The organism is Lactococcus sp. bn62 (genome assembly GCF_029492705.2).
In the GTDB taxonomy this organism is placed as follows: Bacteria; Bacillota; Bacilli; order Lactobacillales; family Streptococcaceae; genus Lactococcus; species Lactococcus petauri.
The window spans coordinates 1,940,855-1,960,977 of the sequence record NZ_CP120417.1 but is presented as its reverse complement, the minus strand read 5'-3'; the positions used below and the strand labels follow the sequence as shown (position 1 = coordinate 1,960,977).

Annotated in this window: 19 protein-coding genes and 1 tRNA gene; 12 read left to right on the top strand and 8 right to left on the bottom strand. The window is 38.3% G+C overall.

What is annotated here, in order from left to right; genetic code table 11:
• The first annotated feature begins 81 nt into the window (after nucleotides 1–81).
• The 3 genes from pgk (at nucleotide 82) to P3G65_RS10180 (ending at nucleotide 3,506) form a co-directional block, all read left to right on the top strand.
• The gene (pgk, locus tag P3G65_RS10190; RefSeq protein ID WP_107106247.1) at nucleotides 82–1,278 is read left to right on the top strand and encodes a phosphoglycerate kinase; all 1,197 of its coding nucleotides are present in this window, start codon (nucleotides 82–84) and stop codon (nucleotides 1,276–1,278) included.
• Between the two features lie 48 nt (nucleotides 1,279–1,326).
• Nucleotides 1,327–2,496, top strand: coding sequence for a class I SAM-dependent rRNA methyltransferase (locus P3G65_RS10185; RefSeq protein WP_019291503.1), 1,170 nt, complete (start codon nucleotides 1,327–1,329; stop codon nucleotides 2,494–2,496).
• Between the two features lie 215 nt (nucleotides 2,497–2,711).
• On the top strand, nucleotides 2,712–3,506 hold the full coding sequence (locus P3G65_RS10180) for a TraX family protein (protein WP_019291504.1): 795 nt from the start codon (nucleotides 2,712–2,714) through the stop codon (nucleotides 3,504–3,506).
• Nucleotides 3,507–3,540: 34 nt separating this feature from the next.
• Here P3G65_RS10180 and P3G65_RS10175 read toward each other — a convergent pair whose 3' ends face one another.
• Complete coding sequence (locus tag P3G65_RS10175; protein WP_029343539.1) at nucleotides 3,541–4,575, bottom strand: YdcF family protein; 1,035 nt, start codon at nucleotides 4,573–4,575, stop codon at nucleotides 3,541–3,543.
• Nucleotides 4,576–4,832: 257 nt separating this feature from the next.
• Here P3G65_RS10175 and P3G65_RS10170 point away from each other — a divergent pair, with 257 nt between their 5' ends.
• Nucleotides 4,833–5,930, top strand: coding sequence for a glycosyltransferase (locus P3G65_RS10170; protein WP_019336046.1), 1,098 nt, complete (start codon nucleotides 4,833–4,835; stop codon nucleotides 5,928–5,930).
• Nucleotides 5,931–6,143: 213 nt separating this feature from the next.
• Entirely contained in the window at nucleotides 6,144–6,347 is a 204-nt protein-coding gene (locus tag P3G65_RS10165; protein WP_019291506.1) for a hypothetical protein, read from the top strand.
• Nucleotides 6,348–6,617: 270 nt separating this feature from the next.
• Here the strand turns inward: P3G65_RS10165 and P3G65_RS10160 are convergent.
• The 7 genes from P3G65_RS10160 to P3G65_RS10130 form a co-directional block, all read right to left on the bottom strand.
• A tRNA-Leu gene (locus P3G65_RS10160) sits at nucleotides 6,618–6,703 on the bottom strand.
• A gap of 83 nt (nucleotides 6,704–6,786) precedes the next feature.
• Nucleotides 6,787–8,055, bottom strand: a complete 1,269-nt coding sequence (locus P3G65_RS10155) for an NAD(P)/FAD-dependent oxidoreductase (protein ID WP_019291507.1) — start codon at nucleotides 8,053–8,055, stop codon at nucleotides 6,787–6,789.
• 96 nt (nucleotides 8,056–8,151) lie between these two features.
• Entirely contained in the window at nucleotides 8,152–9,654 is a 1,503-nt protein-coding gene (locus P3G65_RS10150) for an ABC transporter permease/substrate-binding protein (protein ID WP_019291508.1), read from the bottom strand.
• Nucleotides 9,647–10,489: an ABC transporter ATP-binding protein gene (locus P3G65_RS10145; RefSeq protein ID WP_019291509.1), complete on the bottom strand. Its 843-nt coding sequence runs from the start codon at nucleotides 10,487–10,489 to the stop codon at nucleotides 9,647–9,649. Before P3G65_RS10145 ends, P3G65_RS10150 begins: the two co-directional genes overlap by 8 nt.
• Nucleotides 10,490–10,586: 97 nt before the next feature.
• Nucleotides 10,587–11,600 carry a Gfo/Idh/MocA family oxidoreductase gene (locus tag P3G65_RS10140; RefSeq protein WP_019291510.1) on the bottom strand — a complete coding sequence of 338 codons (1,014 nt, stop codon included), beginning with the start codon at nucleotides 11,598–11,600 and terminating at the stop codon, nucleotides 10,587–10,589.
• A complete protein-coding gene (locus tag P3G65_RS10135; protein WP_014025452.1) occupies nucleotides 11,597–11,746 on the bottom strand; it encodes a hypothetical protein in 150 nt (49 codons plus the stop codon). The genes P3G65_RS10140 and P3G65_RS10135 overlap by 4 nt, the downstream gene beginning before the upstream one ends.
• 14 nt (nucleotides 11,747–11,760) lie before the next feature.
• Nucleotides 11,761–12,240: an S-ribosylhomocysteine lyase gene (locus P3G65_RS10130; protein WP_003133193.1), complete on the bottom strand. Its 480-nt coding sequence runs from the start codon at nucleotides 12,238–12,240 to the stop codon at nucleotides 11,761–11,763.
• A gap of 119 nt (nucleotides 12,241–12,359) precedes the next feature.
• Here P3G65_RS10130 and P3G65_RS10125 point away from each other — a divergent pair, with 119 nt between their 5' ends.
• The 7 genes from P3G65_RS10125 (at nucleotide 12,360) to P3G65_RS10095 (ending at nucleotide 20,074) form a co-directional block, all read left to right on the top strand.
• Nucleotides 12,360–13,205 carry an aldo/keto reductase gene (locus tag P3G65_RS10125; RefSeq protein WP_019291511.1) on the top strand — a complete coding sequence of 282 codons (846 nt, stop codon included), beginning with the start codon at nucleotides 12,360–12,362 and terminating at the stop codon, nucleotides 13,203–13,205.
• Between the two features lie 178 nt (nucleotides 13,206–13,383).
• Complete coding sequence (locus P3G65_RS10120; RefSeq protein ID WP_019291512.1) at nucleotides 13,384–14,478, top strand: alanine dehydrogenase; 1,095 nt, start codon at nucleotides 13,384–13,386, stop codon at nucleotides 14,476–14,478.
• A gap of 24 nt (nucleotides 14,479–14,502) precedes the next feature.
• Entirely contained in the window at nucleotides 14,503–15,510 is a 1,008-nt protein-coding gene (tdcB, locus tag P3G65_RS10115) for a bifunctional threonine ammonia-lyase/L-serine ammonia-lyase TdcB (protein WP_003133199.1), read from the top strand.
• 227 nt (nucleotides 15,511–15,737) lie between these two features.
• Entirely contained in the window at nucleotides 15,738–16,928 is a 1,191-nt protein-coding gene (locus P3G65_RS10110) for a glycine C-acetyltransferase (protein ID WP_019291513.1), read from the top strand.
• A 66-nt stretch (nucleotides 16,929–16,994) separates the two neighbouring features.
• Nucleotides 16,995–17,948, top strand: coding sequence for an L-threonine 3-dehydrogenase (locus tag P3G65_RS10105; protein WP_019291514.1), 954 nt, complete (start codon nucleotides 16,995–16,997; stop codon nucleotides 17,946–17,948).
• A 147-nt stretch (nucleotides 17,949–18,095) separates the two neighbouring features.
• Nucleotides 18,096–19,457: an APC family permease gene (locus P3G65_RS10100; protein ID WP_019291515.1), complete on the top strand. Its 1,362-nt coding sequence runs from the start codon at nucleotides 18,096–18,098 to the stop codon at nucleotides 19,455–19,457.
• A gap of 104 nt (nucleotides 19,458–19,561) precedes the next feature.
• Nucleotides 19,562–20,074: a cysteine hydrolase family protein gene (locus tag P3G65_RS10095; protein ID WP_019292590.1), complete on the top strand. Its 513-nt coding sequence runs from the start codon at nucleotides 19,562–19,564 to the stop codon at nucleotides 20,072–20,074.
• Nucleotides 20,075–20,123: the final 49 nt, after the last annotated feature.

The window sequence follows — 20,123 nt, the reverse complement described above, 5'->3', positions numbered from 1 at the left end:
ATGCTTGGAGAGAAAGTTTTGCCTAAATTGTGATATAATTACTTTATTACTAAATAAAAATTTATAGGAGATTTCCAGAAAATGGCAAAATTGACTGTTAAAGATGTAGATCTTAAAGGAAAAAAAGTTCTTATTCGTGTGGACTTCAATGTCCCACTTAAAGATGGTGTAATTACTAATGATAACCGTATTACTGCAGCTCTTCCAACAATCAAGTATGTACTTGAACAAGGCGGACGTGCAATTCTCTTCTCTCACCTTGGTCGTGTTAAAGAAGAAGCAGATAAAGCTGGTAAATCTCTTGCTCCAGTAGCAGCAGCTTTGGGCGAAAAATTGCGCAAAGAAGTGGTCTTCCCAGGAACTACACGTGGTGCTGAATTGGAAGCTGCTATTGCTGAATTAAAAGATGGCGATATCTTGCTTGTTGAAAACACTCGTTTTGAAGATGTTGATGGTAAAAAAGAATCTAAAAATGATCCTGAACTTGGTAAATACTGGGCTTCACTTGGAGATGGTATCTTCGTAAATGATGCATTTGGTACTGCTCACCGTGCGCACGCTTCAAACGTAGGTATTTCTGCTAACGTGGATAAAGCAGTAGCTGGTTTCTTGCTTGAAAACGAAATTGCTTACATCCAAGAAGCTGTTGAAAACCCAGTTCGCCCATTCGTAGCGATCCTTGGTGGTTCAAAAGTTTCAGATAAAATCGGTGTTATTGAAAACTTGCTTGGTAAAGCAGACAAAGTTATCATCGGTGGTGGTATGGCGTACACATTCTTCAAAGCACAAGGTATCGAAATCGGTGATTCTTTGGTTGAAGAAGACAAACTTGACTTGGCAAAAGAATTGCTTGAAAAAGCAGACGGTAAACTTATCTTGCCAGTAGACTCAAAAGAAGCAAATGCTTTTGCTGGTTACACTGAAGTGAAAGATACTGAAGGTGAAGCAGTCGATGCAGGTTTCCTTGGCCTTGATGCTGGTCCTAAATCAGTTGAACGTTTTGCTAAAGAGCTTGAAGGTGCTAAAACAGTTGTTTGGAACGGTCCTATGGGTGTCTTTGAAAACCCTGATTTCCAAGCAGGTACTATTGGTGTTATGGATGCTATCATTTCTCAACCAGGTGTAAAATCAATCATCGGTGGTGGTGACTCAGCAGCTGCAGCAATCAACCTTGGCCGTGCAGATAAATTCTCATGGATCTCTACAGGTGGTGGTGCTTCTATGGAACTTCTCGAAGGTAAAGTTCTTCCAGGACTTGATGCTCTTACAGAAAAATAATGCAATAAAAAACAGACCATGGTCTGTTTTTTTTGATACAATAATACTATGAAGAAAATCACAGTAAAAAAGCAGGCTGCACTTAAGCTTCGTCGCGCTTTTCCCTTAATTGTTACCGAAGATTTAAAGTCTACTCCACAGGAAGATGGGTTTATTGACTTTGTTGATGAAAAAGAAAACTTTTTAGGAAGAGGCTATTTATCGAAGCAAAATAAAGGCGCTGGTTGGCTTTTAAGTCAAATCCCAGAGGATATAAATCAGCGTTTCTATGAAAAGAAGTTTGAGGAAGCTAAGCGCGCACGTCTTTCTTTTTTCCAAGATGACCTAACAACAGCTTTCCGGATTTTTAATGGTGAAGGCGATGGCTTAGGCGGTATAACTGTTGATTATTATGCTGATTATGCTGTTTTTAGCTGGTACAATCCTTTTATCTATACGCAAAGTACAGACATTATAGCTGCCTTTCGCTCTGTTTATCCTGAAATCAAAGGAATTTATGAAAAAATTCGTTTTGATGGACTAAGTTTTGAAACGCGACATATAGGCGGTGAAATTGCCCCAGAACCATTGGCCGTTATGGAAAATGGTGTGACCTATGCAACATATATGAATGAAGGGCTGATGACAGGGATTTTCTTAGATCAGAAAGAAGTGCGTGGTACTTTAGCAAGTGGTTTAGTGGCCGGTAAGACTCTTCTTAATATGTTTAGTTATACAGGCGCTTTTTCGGTTGCAGCAGCGTTTGGAGGAGCAAGTCAGACAACCTCAGTAGATTTGGCCAAACGTTCTTTGGATAAAACGCGAGAACAATTTACAATGAATGGCATTGATTCAGAGAGTCAACGTATCTATGTTATGGATGTTTTTGGCTATTTTAATTATGCCAAGAAAAAAGAATTAAGTTATGATGTTGTAGTTTTAGATCCACCAAGCTTTGCTCGCAACAAGAAGAAAACTTTTTCGGTGGCAAAGAATTATGGGGAACTCGTTCAAGAATCAATCGATATTTTAAATAAAGAAGGACTTTTGATTGCGTCTACAAATGCTGCTAATGTTAGCCGTGAGAAATTCCGTACAATGGTAGAACAGGCTCTGAAAAATAAAAAAGTTAAATTTGATATTTTTCAGGAAGAGCACTTGCCTGCCGACTTCAAGGTGGCTTCTTCTTTCCCGGAAGGTGATTATTTGAAAGTCTTGTTTATTCAAATCAAAAAATAAGAAAAAACTGTTGGAAAGTTGCTCCAGCAGTTTTTTAATAAGCCATAAATTACTGAAATGTAAGAGAGGATGTACAATTCTCCTTTATAATAAAAAGGTATCAGTTTTTTTTTAAAAAGCCGTCTCAGTAAAAGTAGTTCTCTTGATTCTTAACTATCTTCATCTAGGCTGGTTTCTTCTAGAAAATCTGTTTCACAAATAAGGGAGAACAGAGTATGAAAAAAATTTTTTCTAGCTATGATTTAAAAATTATAGGTATAGTATTTATGGTTATCGACCATATTAACATTTATCTTGGAAGTTATTTGGGCTTACCTACCTGGATAGGCTTTTTAGGGAGATTTGTCGCACCTCTATTTGTCTTTATGATGGTCGAAGGCTTTCATTATACAAGAAGTCGAAAAAAATATTTTTTAAGGCTTCTAGGTGGTGGTCTACTAATGTATGCCATCAATATTAGCTTCAACTTGCTGACACGGAGCAGTTTTGAGGACCCATATGGGCAATTTGATATATTTTTACTTCTTGCAGGTCAAAATATTTTCATGACGCTGGCGCTCTTATTTGCTTTAATCTGGGCAATTGATATTATTCGTAAAAATCAAGGGACGAAGCTTAAGTGCTTTTCATATAGTTTAGTCATTATATTACTTTTGCCCCTTATCCTGTTGAGTGAGGGTGGCCCATATGAGCTTGTATTGGTCCTCATTTTCTATTTTTTCCGAAGAAGATGGGCAAAAATTTCAGCAGGGATTATTACTTTTAGTCTTCTTTTGCTTATATGGAGTTTGGTGGGCTATTTTACAGGCAGTGCAGCAGGTACGCTTTACCAGGTACTCAGTTTTTCAAATGAATTTATGATTATTACTGTTTTACCTTTCATTTATCTCTACAATGGTCAACGTGGCGGCAATGGCGCACAGTGGCAAAGAGATCTTTTCTATTATTTTTATCCCGCACATTTGCTTATTCTGTACATCTTACGTTATGCCTTGGTAGGTGTAGTATAACAAAAACACACGGTCATTCATTAACCGTGTGTTTTTATATTGGTAAAAAGCTATATAATAAAGCGAAGAAAACAAAACCAATGAGGCTCATAACCCATATTTTATTGTGTGATAAGAGGGCCACGTATTCACGTATGAGGGCTGTGGGTAAGAAATAAAGTGCTGTTGGTGCACCAACCCCTTCAGCCTTAAGATGCACTCTACGGGCATATAAACGTGCACGGAGCACATGATAATTATTGGTTGAAAAGATAATACTTGGCGCTGGGTGGCCACCCTCAAATCTTGTGAGCCAATCTTCTTCAATAAGCTGTTTTGAAAAAAGCATATTTTCATAAGTTGTAGTTGATTGATCTTCTAAAATAATCATATTTTCAGGAATATGCTGAGAGAGGAGGTATTTACGCATAGCATAAGCTTCAGAAACAGGCTCATCAGCACCTTGCCCACCACTCACAACAAATTTCGCATTCGGATTTTTGTAGAAATATTCAATCCCTTTGTCCAAGCGGCTTTTAAGAAGCGGTGGAACGTATTCACTAGAAATACCAGACCCAAGTACAATAATATAGTCAATATGCTTTTTAAGCGGCAGCATCTGGTACATCCAAGAATAAAAGAGGTAAGCAATAAAGATGAAGGACAGTATTAAATCAAGTAAGAGGATAAATAACAAAATTATATCCAGAAAAAGTGGTAGTTTGAACATACCCGTGATTAAAAATAGAAAAAGAGGGAAACTGATGATTAAATTTAAGCCCATGGCAGCGGAGAGCTTTGCAGTTAAACTTTTTCCTTCTTTAGTACGCATCGTTTGTGAATTGAAAATGAGATAGATGCATACAGCTAAAAAGATGAGAGGGAGAAGTAAATAAAAAATTGCTAAAGCAAGCATTGAACCATGAGAGGAGGTTTTATCAAGGAAAACGAGTCCAAGAATTAAAAGGGTGAAAAATGAGAGAATCAACCCAGCAGCAAAAAGCAGCCCGCCCAAGATACTGCGATCTTTAAATTTTATTAGCAAATAGCCTATCCCAGAAATAGCGAGAAAAAAGAGTAGATATAGCATAAAGTCCTCCAATAGATAAAATTAGTATACCATGTTCGCGCCTTGGTAAACTAGTATTTTGTATTACTCGCTGACGCTAAGGACTACTGTGAGAAACAAAAACTTAAAATTGCCTAAGAAAAGTCCATATGCTGGGAAGATGTTTTGAATTTACTAAGAAAAATATTACAATGGATATATGTTTGTTATCTTAGTTACTTAAAAGTAATGTTTATAATTGTTCAAACAGATCGTACAGAATGAAGGGACTTTTTCTTATGGAGGAAACGCTATATATCGTTGTAATGATTCCCGCATGGAATGAAGCGGGGAGTATAGGAGAAGCGGTAAGCAGCATTTATGAACAAACGAGATTACCTGATCGCATCTTTGTCGTACCCAATAACACAACGGATTTGACCTCTGTAGAAGCTATGGCCGCTGGGGCAGAAGTTTTGGTTATGCCAGGGAAAAATGAGAAGAAAAAAGCAGGTGCACTTAACTGGGCACTAGAAAAACTTTCTCCGACATTAGATGCTCAACGCTCTGCTGTTTTAGTTATGGATGCGGATACGATGATAGAGCCTGATTTCATCGAAAAAGCTGAGAAAAAAATGATAGAAGAAGCGCGTGTGGGTGGGGTCAGTTCTATCTTTGTTGGACGTAATTCAACCAACTTACTTGGGATTTTACAACAAATGGAATTTGCTCGCTTTGCCCGCTTAGTTCACAAAAGAGCTGAAGTTTATGTTTTGTCAGGAACAGCTAGCTTGATTAGTTGGGATGTTCTCAAAGAAATTAAGGGAGCACGTTTAGAAGGTAAGCTATTACCAGAGGGGGGAAGCTACTATGATGTCGATAGCATGACAGAGGATAATGAGCTGACTTTGGCTATCCTCGTTTTAGGCTTTTCAGTACCTCATGTAGGTGTGAAGTCCATAACTGATGTTATGGAAGATTATAACTCGCTTTACCATCAGCGTAAACGCTGGTATATTGGTGCTTTACAAAATATTAAAGAATATGGCAGAAAAATGCCACCTTGGATGCGGATGATTTATTGGGTGCAACAAATCGGGCTGTATATGGCGCTTGCTATCACTCCGATTGTTCTTTTTGCCTTTACGATTTATTTGATTCAGGTAGTGCTTAGTGAGGGAGCGGTTTTGGGATGGTCTAGAATAACTTCTATCGTACTTCTCATACTTTATCTCTTCGTTCAAGTGACTACCGTTTGGGATCAAGGCTGGAAATGTCGCCTTGTGGCACTCAGTTATTTCCCCGAAATTGTCTATGCCATCTTTCTCTTGATTTTCTATGCCGCGGCTCTATGGTCTTTCCTGACAGGTAAAGATATGAAATGGAAGCACACTTAAAAAAGAGGGGGGGAAACGACAGGCCACAGCTGATTTGTTACAAATTATCTAAATATTAACGCATAAACTAGTCATAGTTTAGCGTTTTTTAGTTATTTCCAAGTAATGCAAAAGAAATGTTTAAAAATATTTGCATATCTTTTGTAATCTATATTGCTTTTATATATAATAAATTACGCAGATAAACAAAAACAATAAAAGTGAGGAAATAATATGCAAAACTTCTTGATTATCGTTTCTTATTTCATTAATATTGGTATCGTCTTCCATATTCTGAAATTTGTATCAGGCGTTGGTTTACATTTCCTCATTAATGATGAAAAAGGCACAAGAAAGCTCTACCTTACGCTTAGAGGTAAACCAGTGTTAGCATTGGTAGAATTGGCAGCAACGATTACAGAAAAACCTTCATATTAATTAGATTGCATTATCTTGCAATACTCAGAGGTAATCAAATTTGAATGACAAAATTTAGGTGTATACAGCAATTGTTCAAGATTAAGAGGCTTCTTTTTCGAAGAAAAAATATGAAAATTTTTTTAATTTCTATTTTAAAACCACAACCTAATCAAGGTTGTGGTTTATTTTTGTATCTATATTTTTATCCATTGTCCACTGTAGCATACTTAGTAATAAAAAAAGAAAAGCACCAGTCTTACAAGACTGGTGCTTAAATTCTTATATAGATGCGGAAGGCGGGACTTGAACCCGCACAGCCAAGATAGGCCACAGGATCCTTAATCCTGCGCGTCTGCCAATTCCGCCACTTCCGCGAATTGGTACTTTAATATAATACCATTTCACGAGAAAGAATGCAAGAATGAACTTAACTTTTAGATGTTTTTATAAAGTATGTTCAGTATTTCATATAAGAGGCCATTTCTGCGGCATGGGTACCTGCTACATGACCAGTCACAAAAGCACAAGTGATATTATAGCCACCCGTATAACCGTTAATGTCGAGCAATTCCCCAGTCATATATAGACCGGCTGTTAATTTACTTTCCATTGTCTTTGGATTAATTTCTTTAAGTTGAACGCCTCCACCAGTGACAAAAGATTTTTCAATCGGAAAAGTTTTATCGATTTGGATTGGAAATGCTTTAAGGATATGAGAAAATTTCTCCAACTGTTTTTCGGTCAATTGCTTTGCAGGTATATCTGCGTCGATTTGAACTTTATCCAGTAAGAAAAGTAAATAGCGTTCCTGCGTGAGCGCTGCAAAAGCATTTTTAACAGCCTTGCCATTGTCACGCGCAGTATTTTTCAAGTCGTTTAAGAGTTGTGCTACAGATATGTCAGGGAAGCTGTCCAGCTGGACAGTCACACTTTCTGCGCCTTTAGCTAGTTCTTGGTTGATAAAGCTAGAACAGCGAAGTGCTGCAGGGCCACTGAGACCAAAGTGCGTGAAGAGCATGTCCATTTGATGTTCAATGATGATTTTCCCTTTAGCATTAAGTACACTTAATCGGATATCTCGAAGAGAGATACCTTGTAAAGTTTTCTCACTAATAAATGTTTCAGAAGAAATTAATGGGGATTCTGTCGGATAAAGTGTTGTGATTGTATGACCAGCACTTCGTGTTAATTTATAACCGTCACCAGTGGAACCTGTCGAGGGATAGGCGCGTCCGCCAGTAGATAAGACAACACAGGAGGCTGTGAAGCTATCTGTTTCTGTTTCAAGTCCTGTAATAGCACCATGTTCTATATTGAGTTCAGTTACAGCAGCGTTTGGAAAATAGTCCACATGAAGCTCCTCTATTTTACTGAAAAGGCCCTCAACAATTGTTCGAGATTTATCGGTTACAGGAAACATTCGACCATGGTCTTCCTCCTTGAGTGGAATACCATTTTTTTCAAAGAAGTCAATAATATCTAAGTTTGAAAATTGAGCAAAAGCACTGTGCAAGAAGCGGCCATTTCCAGGGACATGGGTGATAATTTCGTCCACCGAATGGCTGTTGGTAACGTTACATCGTCCGCCTCCCGTCATCAACAGTTTTTTTCCTACTTTTTTGTTCTTATCAATTAAAGCTGTATGTGCACCATTTTCTGCAGCAGCTATTGCTGCCATCATACCCGAAGGTCCGGCTCCAACAACGATTACATCATATTTTTTCATAACTTCATTATAGCATAGTTTCAGGTGCTGATTTCTTGCGCTCGCTTATGAAATATATAAAAAGAACCCTTATGTAAGAGTTCTTAAGCTCAACCTTTAAATCAAACTGTGTTTCACTAAAAAGTCATGTGCCACGGCAGCAGGATCTTTTTGCTCAACATTGACGGCGTAATTCATATCAATCATTTCCTGATTGGTAATTTTTCCTGAAAGTCGGTTTAAAATTTGCTCCAATTGGGGGTATTTCTTAAGGAGATTTTTATTCATCAAAGGAGCTGCTTGATATGGTGGGAAAAGATTTTTATCATCATTCAGGACGGTCAGTTCATATTGTTTGATTTGACTGTCTGTGGAATAAACTTGGGCTAAATCAATGCTATCACTATTCAAGGCATTGTAGATCAAACTTGTTTGCATTGTCTTCACATCAAAATTTAGTCCATATAAACTTTGAATGCCAATATAGCCATCTTGGCGGTGTGCGAATTCTAAGTCAAAGCCAGCTTTAACTGAAGGAAGCCCTTGGAGATCAGAAATATTTTTAAGGTGATGTTTCTGGGCGTAGCTATTTTTCACAGCTAAAGCATAAGTATCCTGAAATTCCATAGGTGTAAGATAGGCAAAGTTATCAAGTTTAGCAATACCTGTGCGTGCTTCTTCGTAAACTTTTTTGGGATCGGTGGAGGTTGTGTTTTTTTTCAAGAATGTCGTTAAGACTGTTCCAGAAAATTCAGGATAAATATCAATTTTATTGGATTTTAAAGCATTGTAAAGGAAAGTTGTATCTCCAAAGTTGGACTTGAGTGTGACTTCGATATCACTGTTCTTTTCAATGACTTCCTTGTACATATTTATCAAAAGTGTCGGCTCAGCTCCGAGCTTTCCAGCAATGGTAATCTGTGGATGAGTATTGGATTGAGGTTGATAATACGACCCTAGCAAGAGTAAAAGACCAGCAAAGAAACTAATCAGAATGGTCCGAATTTTTGCTTTTTCCAAGAAGCGGAGTAAGGTTGAGAAAATAACGGCCAATAAAGCAGAAGAAATCGCTCCAATCAGGATAAGGTTAACATCATTGGAGTTAATGCCCAAGAGGATGAAATTTCCGAGTCCGCCTGCTCCAATAAGTGCAGCTAAAGTTGCTGTTCCAATAATCATGACAGCACTTGTACGAATACCAGCCATAATAAAGGGAAGAGCAAGTATCAGCTCAAACTTCATCAAGCGCTCCCGTCGGTTCATCCCAAAAGCAGTTGCTGCTTCAATTAAAGACTGATCAATTTGCTGAAGACCGGTGTAGGTGTTTTGAATAATAGGAAAAAGAGCATAGACAACTAATGCGACAATAGCTGGCAAAGAACCAATCCCAATAAAAGGAATCAATAATCCAAGCAAGGCCAAACTTGGAATCGTTTGGAAAATTCCGGTAAGTTGCAGTACGGGCTCAGCAATTTTAGGGTAACGTCTTAAAAGTAAAGCAAGGGGAAGAGCGATTAAAATAGCGATAAAAAGAGAAACCAAGGAAATTTGGATATGCTCTAGAAGAGCAAGCCAAAACTGGTGCTCTTGCTGTTGAAAGGTAGAAATCAAATTATTCATGAGCATCGTCCTCCAGACTATTTAAGATTTCCCCCAAAGGCGTTTCTTCCGAAAAATCATGAGTTGCAAGGACTTGTTCAAGATTTTTTAATTTATATTGAGACAAGTCTTGCTGATAATCAGTGAAGAAGTCCGCCACAAAAGTATTTGCTGGGGCATTTAAAATTTCTTGGGGACGTCCCACCTGTTGAAGTTCGCCGTCTTTGAGAATTGCGATACGGTCAGCCATCGCCATTCCTTCAGACATATCGTGGGTAACAAAAACCGTTGTGATTTTTAAGGTTTTCTGCAAATCTTTGACCAGTTCCTGTAGCTGTTTACGGGAGATAGGATCCAGAGCGGAGAAAGGTTCGTCCATTAAAATAATCTTTGGTTTACAGGCGATAGCACGCAAAATACCAATCCGTTGTGCTTCACCTCCAGAAAGTTCATGAGGGTATCGGTTAAGGTACTTTTCAGCATCTAGACCCACTAAAGGAAGGAGTTCGAGTACGCGCTCACGCGTTTCTCTTTTGCTCCAACCTTTCATTGTCGGGATGATACCAATATTTTCTAAAACGGTCATGTTAGGAAAGAGCGCAATTTGTTGAAGCACATATCCTATTTGAAGACGCAAGTCTCTTAAGTTAATTGTTTGAATATCTTGATCATCAATGAGGACCTGCCCTTTATTGGGTTCGATGAGCCGGTTAACCATCTTGAGTAATGTTGTTTTTCCGCCACCAGAAGAGCCTGCGAGAACAAAAAACTCGTGACTTTCAATGGATAAGTTGATATCTGAAAGTACGGCTTTGTCTCCGTATTTTTTAGTGACATTTTTAAATGTAATAGTCATAGTGTCATTTTAACATTTTATCTTTCAGTTCTTTCAGGAAATGGATTGCTATTTTTATGGATGGAAGGGTATAGAAAAAGCCCTCAAAGAGGACTTTTTATTTAAAGCCATTTTCTAAAGTTTCAATAACTGTCAAAATTTGCTCATCCGAAACGAGTTTTTCAGCTCCATTCACGAGTGACTCATAAGCTGCATCATAGACACGACCATAATCGCCTGAAACCGTAGGAATTGACTTTTCAATGCGATCGCCATTTTGATTGTAGTATGTCAATTGAGCAAAATCTTGCGGTGCATCGGCCCCAAAACCGTCACTTCCCGGGAAGATTCCCACCTTCAAATCATTTTCCTGTTGGTCAACGTTTTCTTTAATTAAAGTTCCTCTAGAACCATAAAGCACCCATTTGGGACGTTTGAGTGCAGCCAGTTCAGTGGCTTGAACTGTTGCTCGGAAATCGGTGTAAAGCAAGTTTACAGAGAAGTAATCATCTACAGCATTTGAATCGCGTGTTGAACGAATATCGTATTGTACATCTTTTGGCTGTCCAAAGAGTGAAACCATTTGGTCAACCATGTGTACACCATGGCCATACCAGGCGCCATCAAAGTTTTTACCAGCAGTTGCATCTGCTGGACGATAGTGATCCATAGTGACAGTAATGTCAAGCAAATCTCCTAGGTAACCCGTATCCAAAACTTTTTTGATTGTCAAAAAATCACTGTCAAAACGACGGTTTTGGAAAGGCATAAAGAAGAGCTTCTTTTCTTGAGCGATACCAACTAATTCTTCGGCTTGTTCTAACGTTTCTACTAACGGTTTGTCACAGATAACGTTTTTTCCACCCAGTAAAAGCTTTTTACTGGTTTCATAGTGTGCAGCACCTGGAGTGACGACAATGACTAAATCAATTGAATCATCTTGAATAATATCATTGATGTCTGTTGAAAAAATAGTTCCTTCAGCCTCAAGAATAGCTTGCTCAGGACGTTTGCCTAGGCTACGGTTGACAACGCGCGCAATGTCGAAGTGCTCACGGATTTTAACATAAGGAATATGATAGCGATTGGTGGACTTCCCAAAACCAACATAAGCAATGTTTAACTTTTTCATGCTTTCTTCTCTTTTTTCTTTTTCGCTTGGTGTTGTTTTTTTAATTCTTCGATTTTTGACAATTTATCTGTCTTTTTATTTGAATTTTTTTCGTGGAATTTTTGGACAGAGGCTTGCCCTTTATAATCTAATTGATACTTTCCCATGGTTCTCTTTCTCTCTATTTTACAAGGCGACGTTCGAAAGCATCCGAGGAGATACCTTCACTTAAAATTTTCTTCGCCCATTCTTTTGCTGAAAATAATGAGTGATCGCGATAATTTCCACATTCTTTTTCGGCAACCCCTGGGACATTATCCCAAGTGAAACTGTCTCCTGCGAGCTCTTCCAAAGATGAAGTGATCACTTTAGCAATCTCCTCAGCAGTTGGTTCGCCCCACATAATCATATGGAAGCCAGTACGACATCCAAAAGGAGAAAAGTCAATCATGCCATCAATACGGTCACGAATCAAACTTGCCATTGAGTGTTCGATAGTATGTAGCCCACTTGTCGGGATTTCACCGTGATTAGGTTGCACAAAACGGACATCAAAGTTGGTGATGATGTCACCTTTAGGACCAGTCTCTGTCCCAATTAGGCGCACGTAAGGTGCTAAAACTTTTGTGTGATCGAGCTGGAATGATTCTACTTCAGCCATATTTTCTACCTCCAGTATTCTTAGTATTCTTCTATTTTACCATTTTTTGAACCAAAATTTTTTTGTCTGACCTCGTAAAGTGATAGAATGAAGCTAGAAAGTAAAGAAAAGGAGAAATTATGTCACTTACAGAAACTTACACTCTCGCAAATGGTATGACAATTCCAAAAGTTGGTTTTGGAACATGGCAATCTAAAAATGGTGAAGAAGCATATCAAGCTGTAAAAACGGCCTTAGAAGTTGGCTATCGTCATATTGATACAGCAGCTGTCTATGGCAATGAAGAGTCGGTGGGACGCGCGATTAAAGACAGTGGAATTGCTCGCGAAGACTTGTTTATTACAACGAAGCTTTGGGCTGTTGGTACAACAGAAGATGCCCGAGCAGCACTAGATGAAAGCTTGGAAAAACTAGGTTTAGACTACGTGGACCTTTATCTTATTCACTGGCCAAATCCAAAAGCATTTCGACCAAACTTTGCCGAGCGCAATGCTGCGGTTTGGAAAGCAATGGAAGAAGGCGTATGGGACAAAAAAGTTCGAGCTATCGGGGTGTCTAACTTCCATCCACGTCACTTAGAACCTTTACTGGAAGTTGCTGAAATTAAACCTGTTGTCAACCAAATTATGGTTAATCCTTCGGATCAGCAAGAAGAGGTTGTAGCTTTCAATAAAGCACACGATATTTTGACAGAAGCTTATAGCCCACTTGGCACAGGTAAAATCTTTGCGGTTACTGAATTGACGGATATTGCAGATAAATATGGTAAAACAGTTGCCCAAGTCGTTTTACGTTGGAGTTTACACAAAGGCTATCTTCCTTTACCTAAGTCTGTGACGGCAAGCCGTATTAAAGAAAATGCGGATATTTTTGATTTTGATTTGACCGAAGAAGATATCGCCTTTATTGACAGTCTTCATGGGAAAGCAGGTCTGGCACGCAATCCAGACGAAGTGGACCACTAAAATAAATTTAAGGACATTCAAATTGTAAGATTTGAGTGTCTTTTTTTATAATTGACAGAATATAGACAGGAAGAATAATAAAACGTTAAAAAAGTGTTTTATTTCACAATTATAATTGCTAAATGGATATGAAAGTGCTATCATTTAATTGATAAAGAATTCACAAAGGAGAAACAAAATGAAAATTGGTGTAATTAAAGACCCAAAACAAGGTGAAGCGCGTGTAGGGATGACTCCAGAAAACGTAAAAATTCTCGTTGAAGCAGGTAATGAAGTACTTGTCGATAGTAATGCTGGTGCAGGTTGTGGTTTTACAAATGACCTTTATGAAGCGGCTGGGGGACAAATCGTTGATACAGAAACTGCTTGGGAAGCAGAGTTGATTGTTAAAGTCAAAGAACCAATGGAATCTGAATATAAATACTTCAAACCAGGCCAAATTATTTGGGGATTCTTACACTTGGCAGCCAATAAAGCTTGTGTGGAAAAAATGATGGAAGTCGGAGTAACAGCTATTTCCGGTGAAAATATCTCAATCAATGGTGTGCTTGAGTTGCTTAAACCAATGTCAGCTATTGCGGGACGTCGTGCAGTTAATATTGGGCAATATTATCTTGAAAAACAACATGAAGGGGAAGGAATTCTTCTTCCTGGTATTGAAGGTATCGAGGCTGGTACAGTTGTTATCTTCGGTGGAGGTAATGCTGCAGAAAATGCTGCCGATATGGCTGTTGCTTTGGGATGTAAGGTTATTATCATTGAACTTGGTGATGCGCGTATCGCCCAACTTAAAGAACGCTATGCAGGAAAAACAGTTGAAATCGTTAAATCAACAACAGAAGCATTGGAAGAAAATATTAAACTTGCAGATGTCTTTATCTCAACAATCTTAATCCCTGGCGCTAAACCACCAAAATTAGTCAAAGAATATATGGTTAAATCTATGAAACCAGGTTCTGTTATCGTGGACATCGCTATTGACCAAGGAGGAACTGTTGAAACAATCGATCATGCAACAAACCATGCGGATCCAGTCTTCATCAAACACGGCATAATTCATTACGCTGTGCCAAATATGCCAGGAGCAACACCTCGTACAGCGACAATTGCTTTGGCTCAGGGCAATATCTCTTTCCTTAAGGATATTTCAGTCAAAGGCTTAGATGAGGCGCTGAAATCAAAAGAACTCTTATCTGGGTTGAGTGTTTATAAAGGAAAAGTTGTTTCTAAAGCACTTGCTGATTCAATTGATGTCACTTATACGGAACTCTAAAAAGAAATCTAAGGAAAAAGAATTATGCCAAATTTAGCAAATCTGCCAATTACAATTAAAGATATTAAAAAAGCTCAAAACACTGTTAAACAATATGCACGTGAAACACCCTTGATTCAGTCAATGTTTTTGACTGCTAAAACAGGTGGCGAAGTTTACTTGAAACTTGAAAATATGCAATTAACAGGCTCATTCAAGTTCCGTGGCGCTTTCAATAAGATTGCTCAATTATCTCAAGAAGAGAAAGATCGTGGAGTAATTGCGTGTTCAGCAGGGAATCATGCTCAAGGTGTGGCTTTAACTTCCAAACTTCTCGGTATCAAGAGTATCATTGTTATGCCAAAAGGTGCACCTCAAGCTAAGGTTGATGCCACACGTGGCTATGGTGCAGAAGTAATGCTTGAAGGTGAACAGTTTGATGACTCAAAGGCCTTTTGTGAAGCTTACGCTAAGGAAAATAATATTACGTATATTCCTCCATATGATGATGCAGAAGTAATGGCTGGACAAGGAACAATCGGTCTAGAAATCTTAGATCATCTGTGGGATGTTGACACAGTATTGGTGCCAGTAGGCGGTGGTGGTTTGATTTCAGGTGTTGCGGTTGCCTTGAAATCTTTTAACCCTAATATCCAAGTTATTGGTGTGCAAGCTGAAAATTGCCATGGTATGACTGCATCTTTTAGAGAACGTAAGAAAGTGCACCATGATGAAGCACCAACGATTGCAGATGGCTGTCATGTGGCTTATCCAGGTGAATTGACTTTTGAAGTAGTCAATCAAATCGTTGATAATATGGTTCTTGTAACGGAAGCAGAAATCGAATTAGCCATTAAAGATTTGATTCAACGTACGAAAATTGTGGTGGAAGGTGCTGGCGCTCTTGCAACAGCAGCTATTCTTTCAGGTAAAGTTGATGATTATGTGAAAGGCAAAAAAGTTGTTTCTATCGTTTCAGGAGGGAATGTTGACTTGGCCCGTATTGAAGATGTTGTGGATCATTTTCTCATTGCCAATGACAATGATCAATAATTCTTAAAACAAAAGGACTTTGAATTTCAAAGTCTTTTTTTGTATAGTTCAGTCTTTTTTTAATCGTGAGATAATTTACTCTGATATCACGAAATTCACAAAGACATGTAATTTAAATTAAAATTTAATCAAAGTGCAAAAAATTCTTGCATGAGTAAAAAAAAAGTGTTAAACTTACTGTAAACGGTTACAAAAAGTGTAACTAAAAATTGAAAGAAGGTTATAGAATGACTTCAAAAGTTTTAACACAGTTCCTCGAAAATGGGCTTGGAGCCCTTAAACAAAAGGGTTTGCTCAACACAATTGACGTTTTAGATAGCGCTAATGGTCCTGAGATTACAGTTGCGGGCAACAAGATGATTAACCTTGCTTCAAATAACTATTTGGGATTTGCGACACGTCCTGAATTAATTCAAGCAACAAAAGATGCAACAGATAAATATGGAGCTGGTGCTGGTGCAGTACGTACTATCAACGGCACTTTAGATATACACATTGAATTGGAAAAAACAATCGCTGAATTTAAAGGCACAGAAGCCGCGATTGCGTTTCAATCAGGTTTCAATTGTAATATGGGAGCGATTAGCGCCGTAATGAAAAAAGGTGATGCGATTCTTTCAGATGAACTAAATCATGCCTCAATTATTGACGGATGTCGTCTTTCAGGTGCTAAAATTATCCGTGTTAAGCATCAAGATATGGCTGACCTTGAAGCAAAAGCAAAAGAAGCGACTGAGTCTGGTGAATACAATAAAGTAATGTACATCACAGACGGTGTGTTCTCAATGGATGGGGACGTTGCTAAATTGCCAGAAATTGTTGAAATCGCTGAAAAATATGATTTGATTACTTATGTTGATGATGCGCATGGTTCTGGTGTTATGGGCGGCGGAGCCGGTACAGTAAAACATTTTGGCTTGCAAGATAAGATTGACTTCCAAATCGGTACTCTTTCAAAAGCGATTGGTGTAGTAGGTGGCTATGTAGCGGGCTCAAAACTTTTGGTTGACTGGCTTAAATCACAAGGACGTCCTTTCCTTTTCTCAACTTCATTGACACCGGGTGCAGCTGCAGCAGCAAAAGAAGCCTTTGTCTTAATGCATGATCATCCAGAATATGTCGAAACACTTTGGGACAACGCAAAATACTTCAAAGAAGAATTACAAAAAGCCGGCTTTGATACAGGTGTATCTGAAACACCAATCACACCAGTGATTCTTGGAGATGAAGCAAAAACACAAGAGTTTTCTAAGAAATTGATTGAAAATGGCGTCTATGTTAAACCTATCGTATTCCCAACTGTACCACTTGGAACAGGACGTGTACGTGCGATGCCTACAGCAGCGCATACGAAAGAAATGTTAGATGAAGCTGTTGCTGTTTTTGCCAAAGTAGGTAAAGAGATCGGCTTGATTTAATTTCTTGGGGCAATAAAAACTTTCTATTACAAGTAAGCATACAACAAATATATTGGAGAAAATATAATGAAAAAAGTACTCATCACAGGCGCACTCGGACAAATCGGATCAGAATTAACAGAACGTCTTCGTAAAGATCTTGGGGTTGATAATGTTATCGCAACAGATGTACGTGAAGTTGAAGGTAATCCAGTTGTGACTGACGGACATTTTGAAATTTTGGACGTCATGGACCGTGACAAAATGATGGCAATTGCTAAAGATAATGGTGTGGATACAATTATCCACTTGGCTTCACTTCTTTCAGCTGTTGCAGAAGCAAAGCCACAATTTGCTTGGAATTTGAATATGGGTGGTTTGGTTAATGCCTTAGAAACAGCGCGTGAACTTAACCTCCAATACTTCTCACCATCATCTATTGCTGCCTTTGGACCAAGCACTCCAATGGACAACACACCTCAAGTAACTATTCAACGTCCGAATACAATGTACGGTGTGACTAAAGTTTCTATGGAATTGCTTTGTGATTACTACTACACTAAATTTGGTGTTGATACACGTGGTGTACGTTTCCCAGGTTTGATTTCTTATAAAACATTGCCTGGTGGAGGAACGACAGACTATGCTGTAGATATTTATTACGAGGCAATTAAAAATGGTCATTACTCAAGCTTTATCGCTGAAGGAACAAAGATGGATATGATGTACATGCCTGATGCTATCGATGCTATTGTTGACTTGATGAATGCCCCTGCAGACAAATTAGTAAACCGTAACGCTTTTAATATTACTGCGATGAGTTTTGAGCCTGAAGAAATTGCTGCGTCAATCAAAAAATTCATGCCAGACTTTACAATGGATTATGATGTAGATCCAGTCCGTCAAGGTATTGCAGACAGCTGGCCAAACTCTATCGATGCAACTTGTGCCAAAGAAGAATGGGGCTTCAATCCTAAATATGATTTAGATGCAATGACGAAAGAAATGCTTGAAAAACTTACAGAAAAATTAAAAGGCTAAAAACTAAGTTCATCCCATCACAAAATCTAAAATTATGTTAAAATAAGAGAGTAATCGGTTACAAGATTACTCTCTAATGCTGATGTTAGGAGTCAGCATTGTTATTATTAATCTTATCAAAAATTTATCTTTGAAAGAGGAGCTCTTATGGAACAAAAAAATGAAATGAAGCGAACGCTTGGTTTCTTCCCTGCCCTTACAACAGTAATGGGTACGGTTATTGGTGCAGGTGTATTCTTCAAGGCTGGACGAGTTGCGGAACTCACAGGCCAACCAGGATTGCACATATTGGTTTGGATACTTGGTGGTATCATTTCAATTTGTGGGGGATTAACTGCTGCAGAACTTGCTGCTGCTATCCCTGAAACAGGTGGGATGATTCGCTATATTCAACGTGGTTTTGGTAAACGTTGGTCATTTCTCTTAGGTTGGGCACAGTCTATTATCTATTTCCCTGCAAATATTGCAGCACTCTCTGTTGTATTTGGTACACAATTTTTAAATTTGTTTGGGATGAATGTGAGCGCAGCTAACACTGCAATAGTCGGTGTAATTGCAGCAATTACAGTTACCTTAATTAACTTCATTAGTTCTAAAGCTGCGGGAGGCCTTCAGTCCGTTACAACAGTGATTAAGTTAATTCCGATTGCCTTGATTGTTGTTGTTGGGTTACTTCGTCCTGGTGGTGTTGATTTCCAATTGCTTCCTATTACAGCAGGAGAAAACTTATCCTTGGCGTCTGCAATTGGTTCAGGTCTTTTAGCAACTATGTTTGCCTATGACGGTTGGATTTATGCTGGTAATATTGCCGGTGAAATGAAAAACCCTGCTAAACATTTGCCTCGTGCGATTATTCTTGGTATTGTTGCTATCATGTTTGTATATGTCTTTATCAATGCAGCTTATATTCGTACTTTAGGTATTCCAACCTTGATGGAAAATGATCCGAATCTCCCTGCTATTGTTGCCAATACAATTTTTGGTGGTATGGGAGGTAAACTTGTCACAATTGGTATCTTAATTTCTGTTTACGGTACAATTAATGGTTATTCAATGACAGGAATGCGTGCATCATACGCTTTGGCAACAGAGAAATCTTTCCCTTTCTGGAGAACGTTTAAAAAGCTTTCAGCGAGCGGCGTGCCCGTAAACTCAGGTATTCTGCAAGTTGCAATTGCAGCAATCATGTTAGTTGTAACAATGCTTTCAAGCGATGCTTTTGACTTCTTAACAAATATGTTGGTCTTTGTAATTTGGATTTTCTACACTATGGTTTTCATAACGGTCTTTATCTTACGTAAGCGCGAACCAGAATTAGTCCGTCCATATAAAGTACCACTTTATCCAGTTATTCCAATTATTGCAATCATTGGTGGTGTCTTCATCTTAGTCATGACCTTGATTAGTTCAGACTATATGAGTAACCAAGTTCCAGCCTTGGTTGGTGTTGTCTTTACTTTAATTGGTCTTCCTGTATACAACCATCTAGACAAGAAGTACCATCGTTAATATAGAAAAAAACTCCGAGTATGGAGTTTTTCTTTTGGAGCTGGAAGGAGAGCTTATTTTTTATCAGCATTTGCTTTTTAAAGTAAATTTGCTATAATTTGCTTATGAAAAAATTACTGGTATTGATTGACTTTCAAAATGATTTTATAGATGGTTCTTTGGGCACAAAAGAAGCGCAAGCCATTGTTCCAAAGGTTATCGAGAAGTTGGTGTCTTACGCTGAAAATGAACGACTTGCTACACAAGATACACACTTTGAAGATTACCTAACAACTCAAGAAGGACAAAACTTGCCAGTAATTCACTGTCAAAAAGGTACTCAGGGTTGGGAAATACGTAAGGAAGCACAAGTTGGCTTTCAACGTGTGTTCGAAAAAAATATCTTTGGTTCAGTAGAGCTTGCAGAATATATCCGCAATGAGAATGTGGAGCAAGTGGAACTCATTGGTATCTGTACGGATATATGTGTGGTTTCAAATGCTTTATTGATTAAGTCATTTGCTCCAGAAGTAAAAATTACTGTTGATGCCTCATGTTGTGCGGGTGTAACTCCAGAAAGTCATCGTGCAGCTTTAGAAACAATGAAATCTTGTCAAATTAATGTGATTAATGACTAAAAAGAGCAAAAATAGCTCTTTTTTTATTTTTTGGCCTCAACACTATATA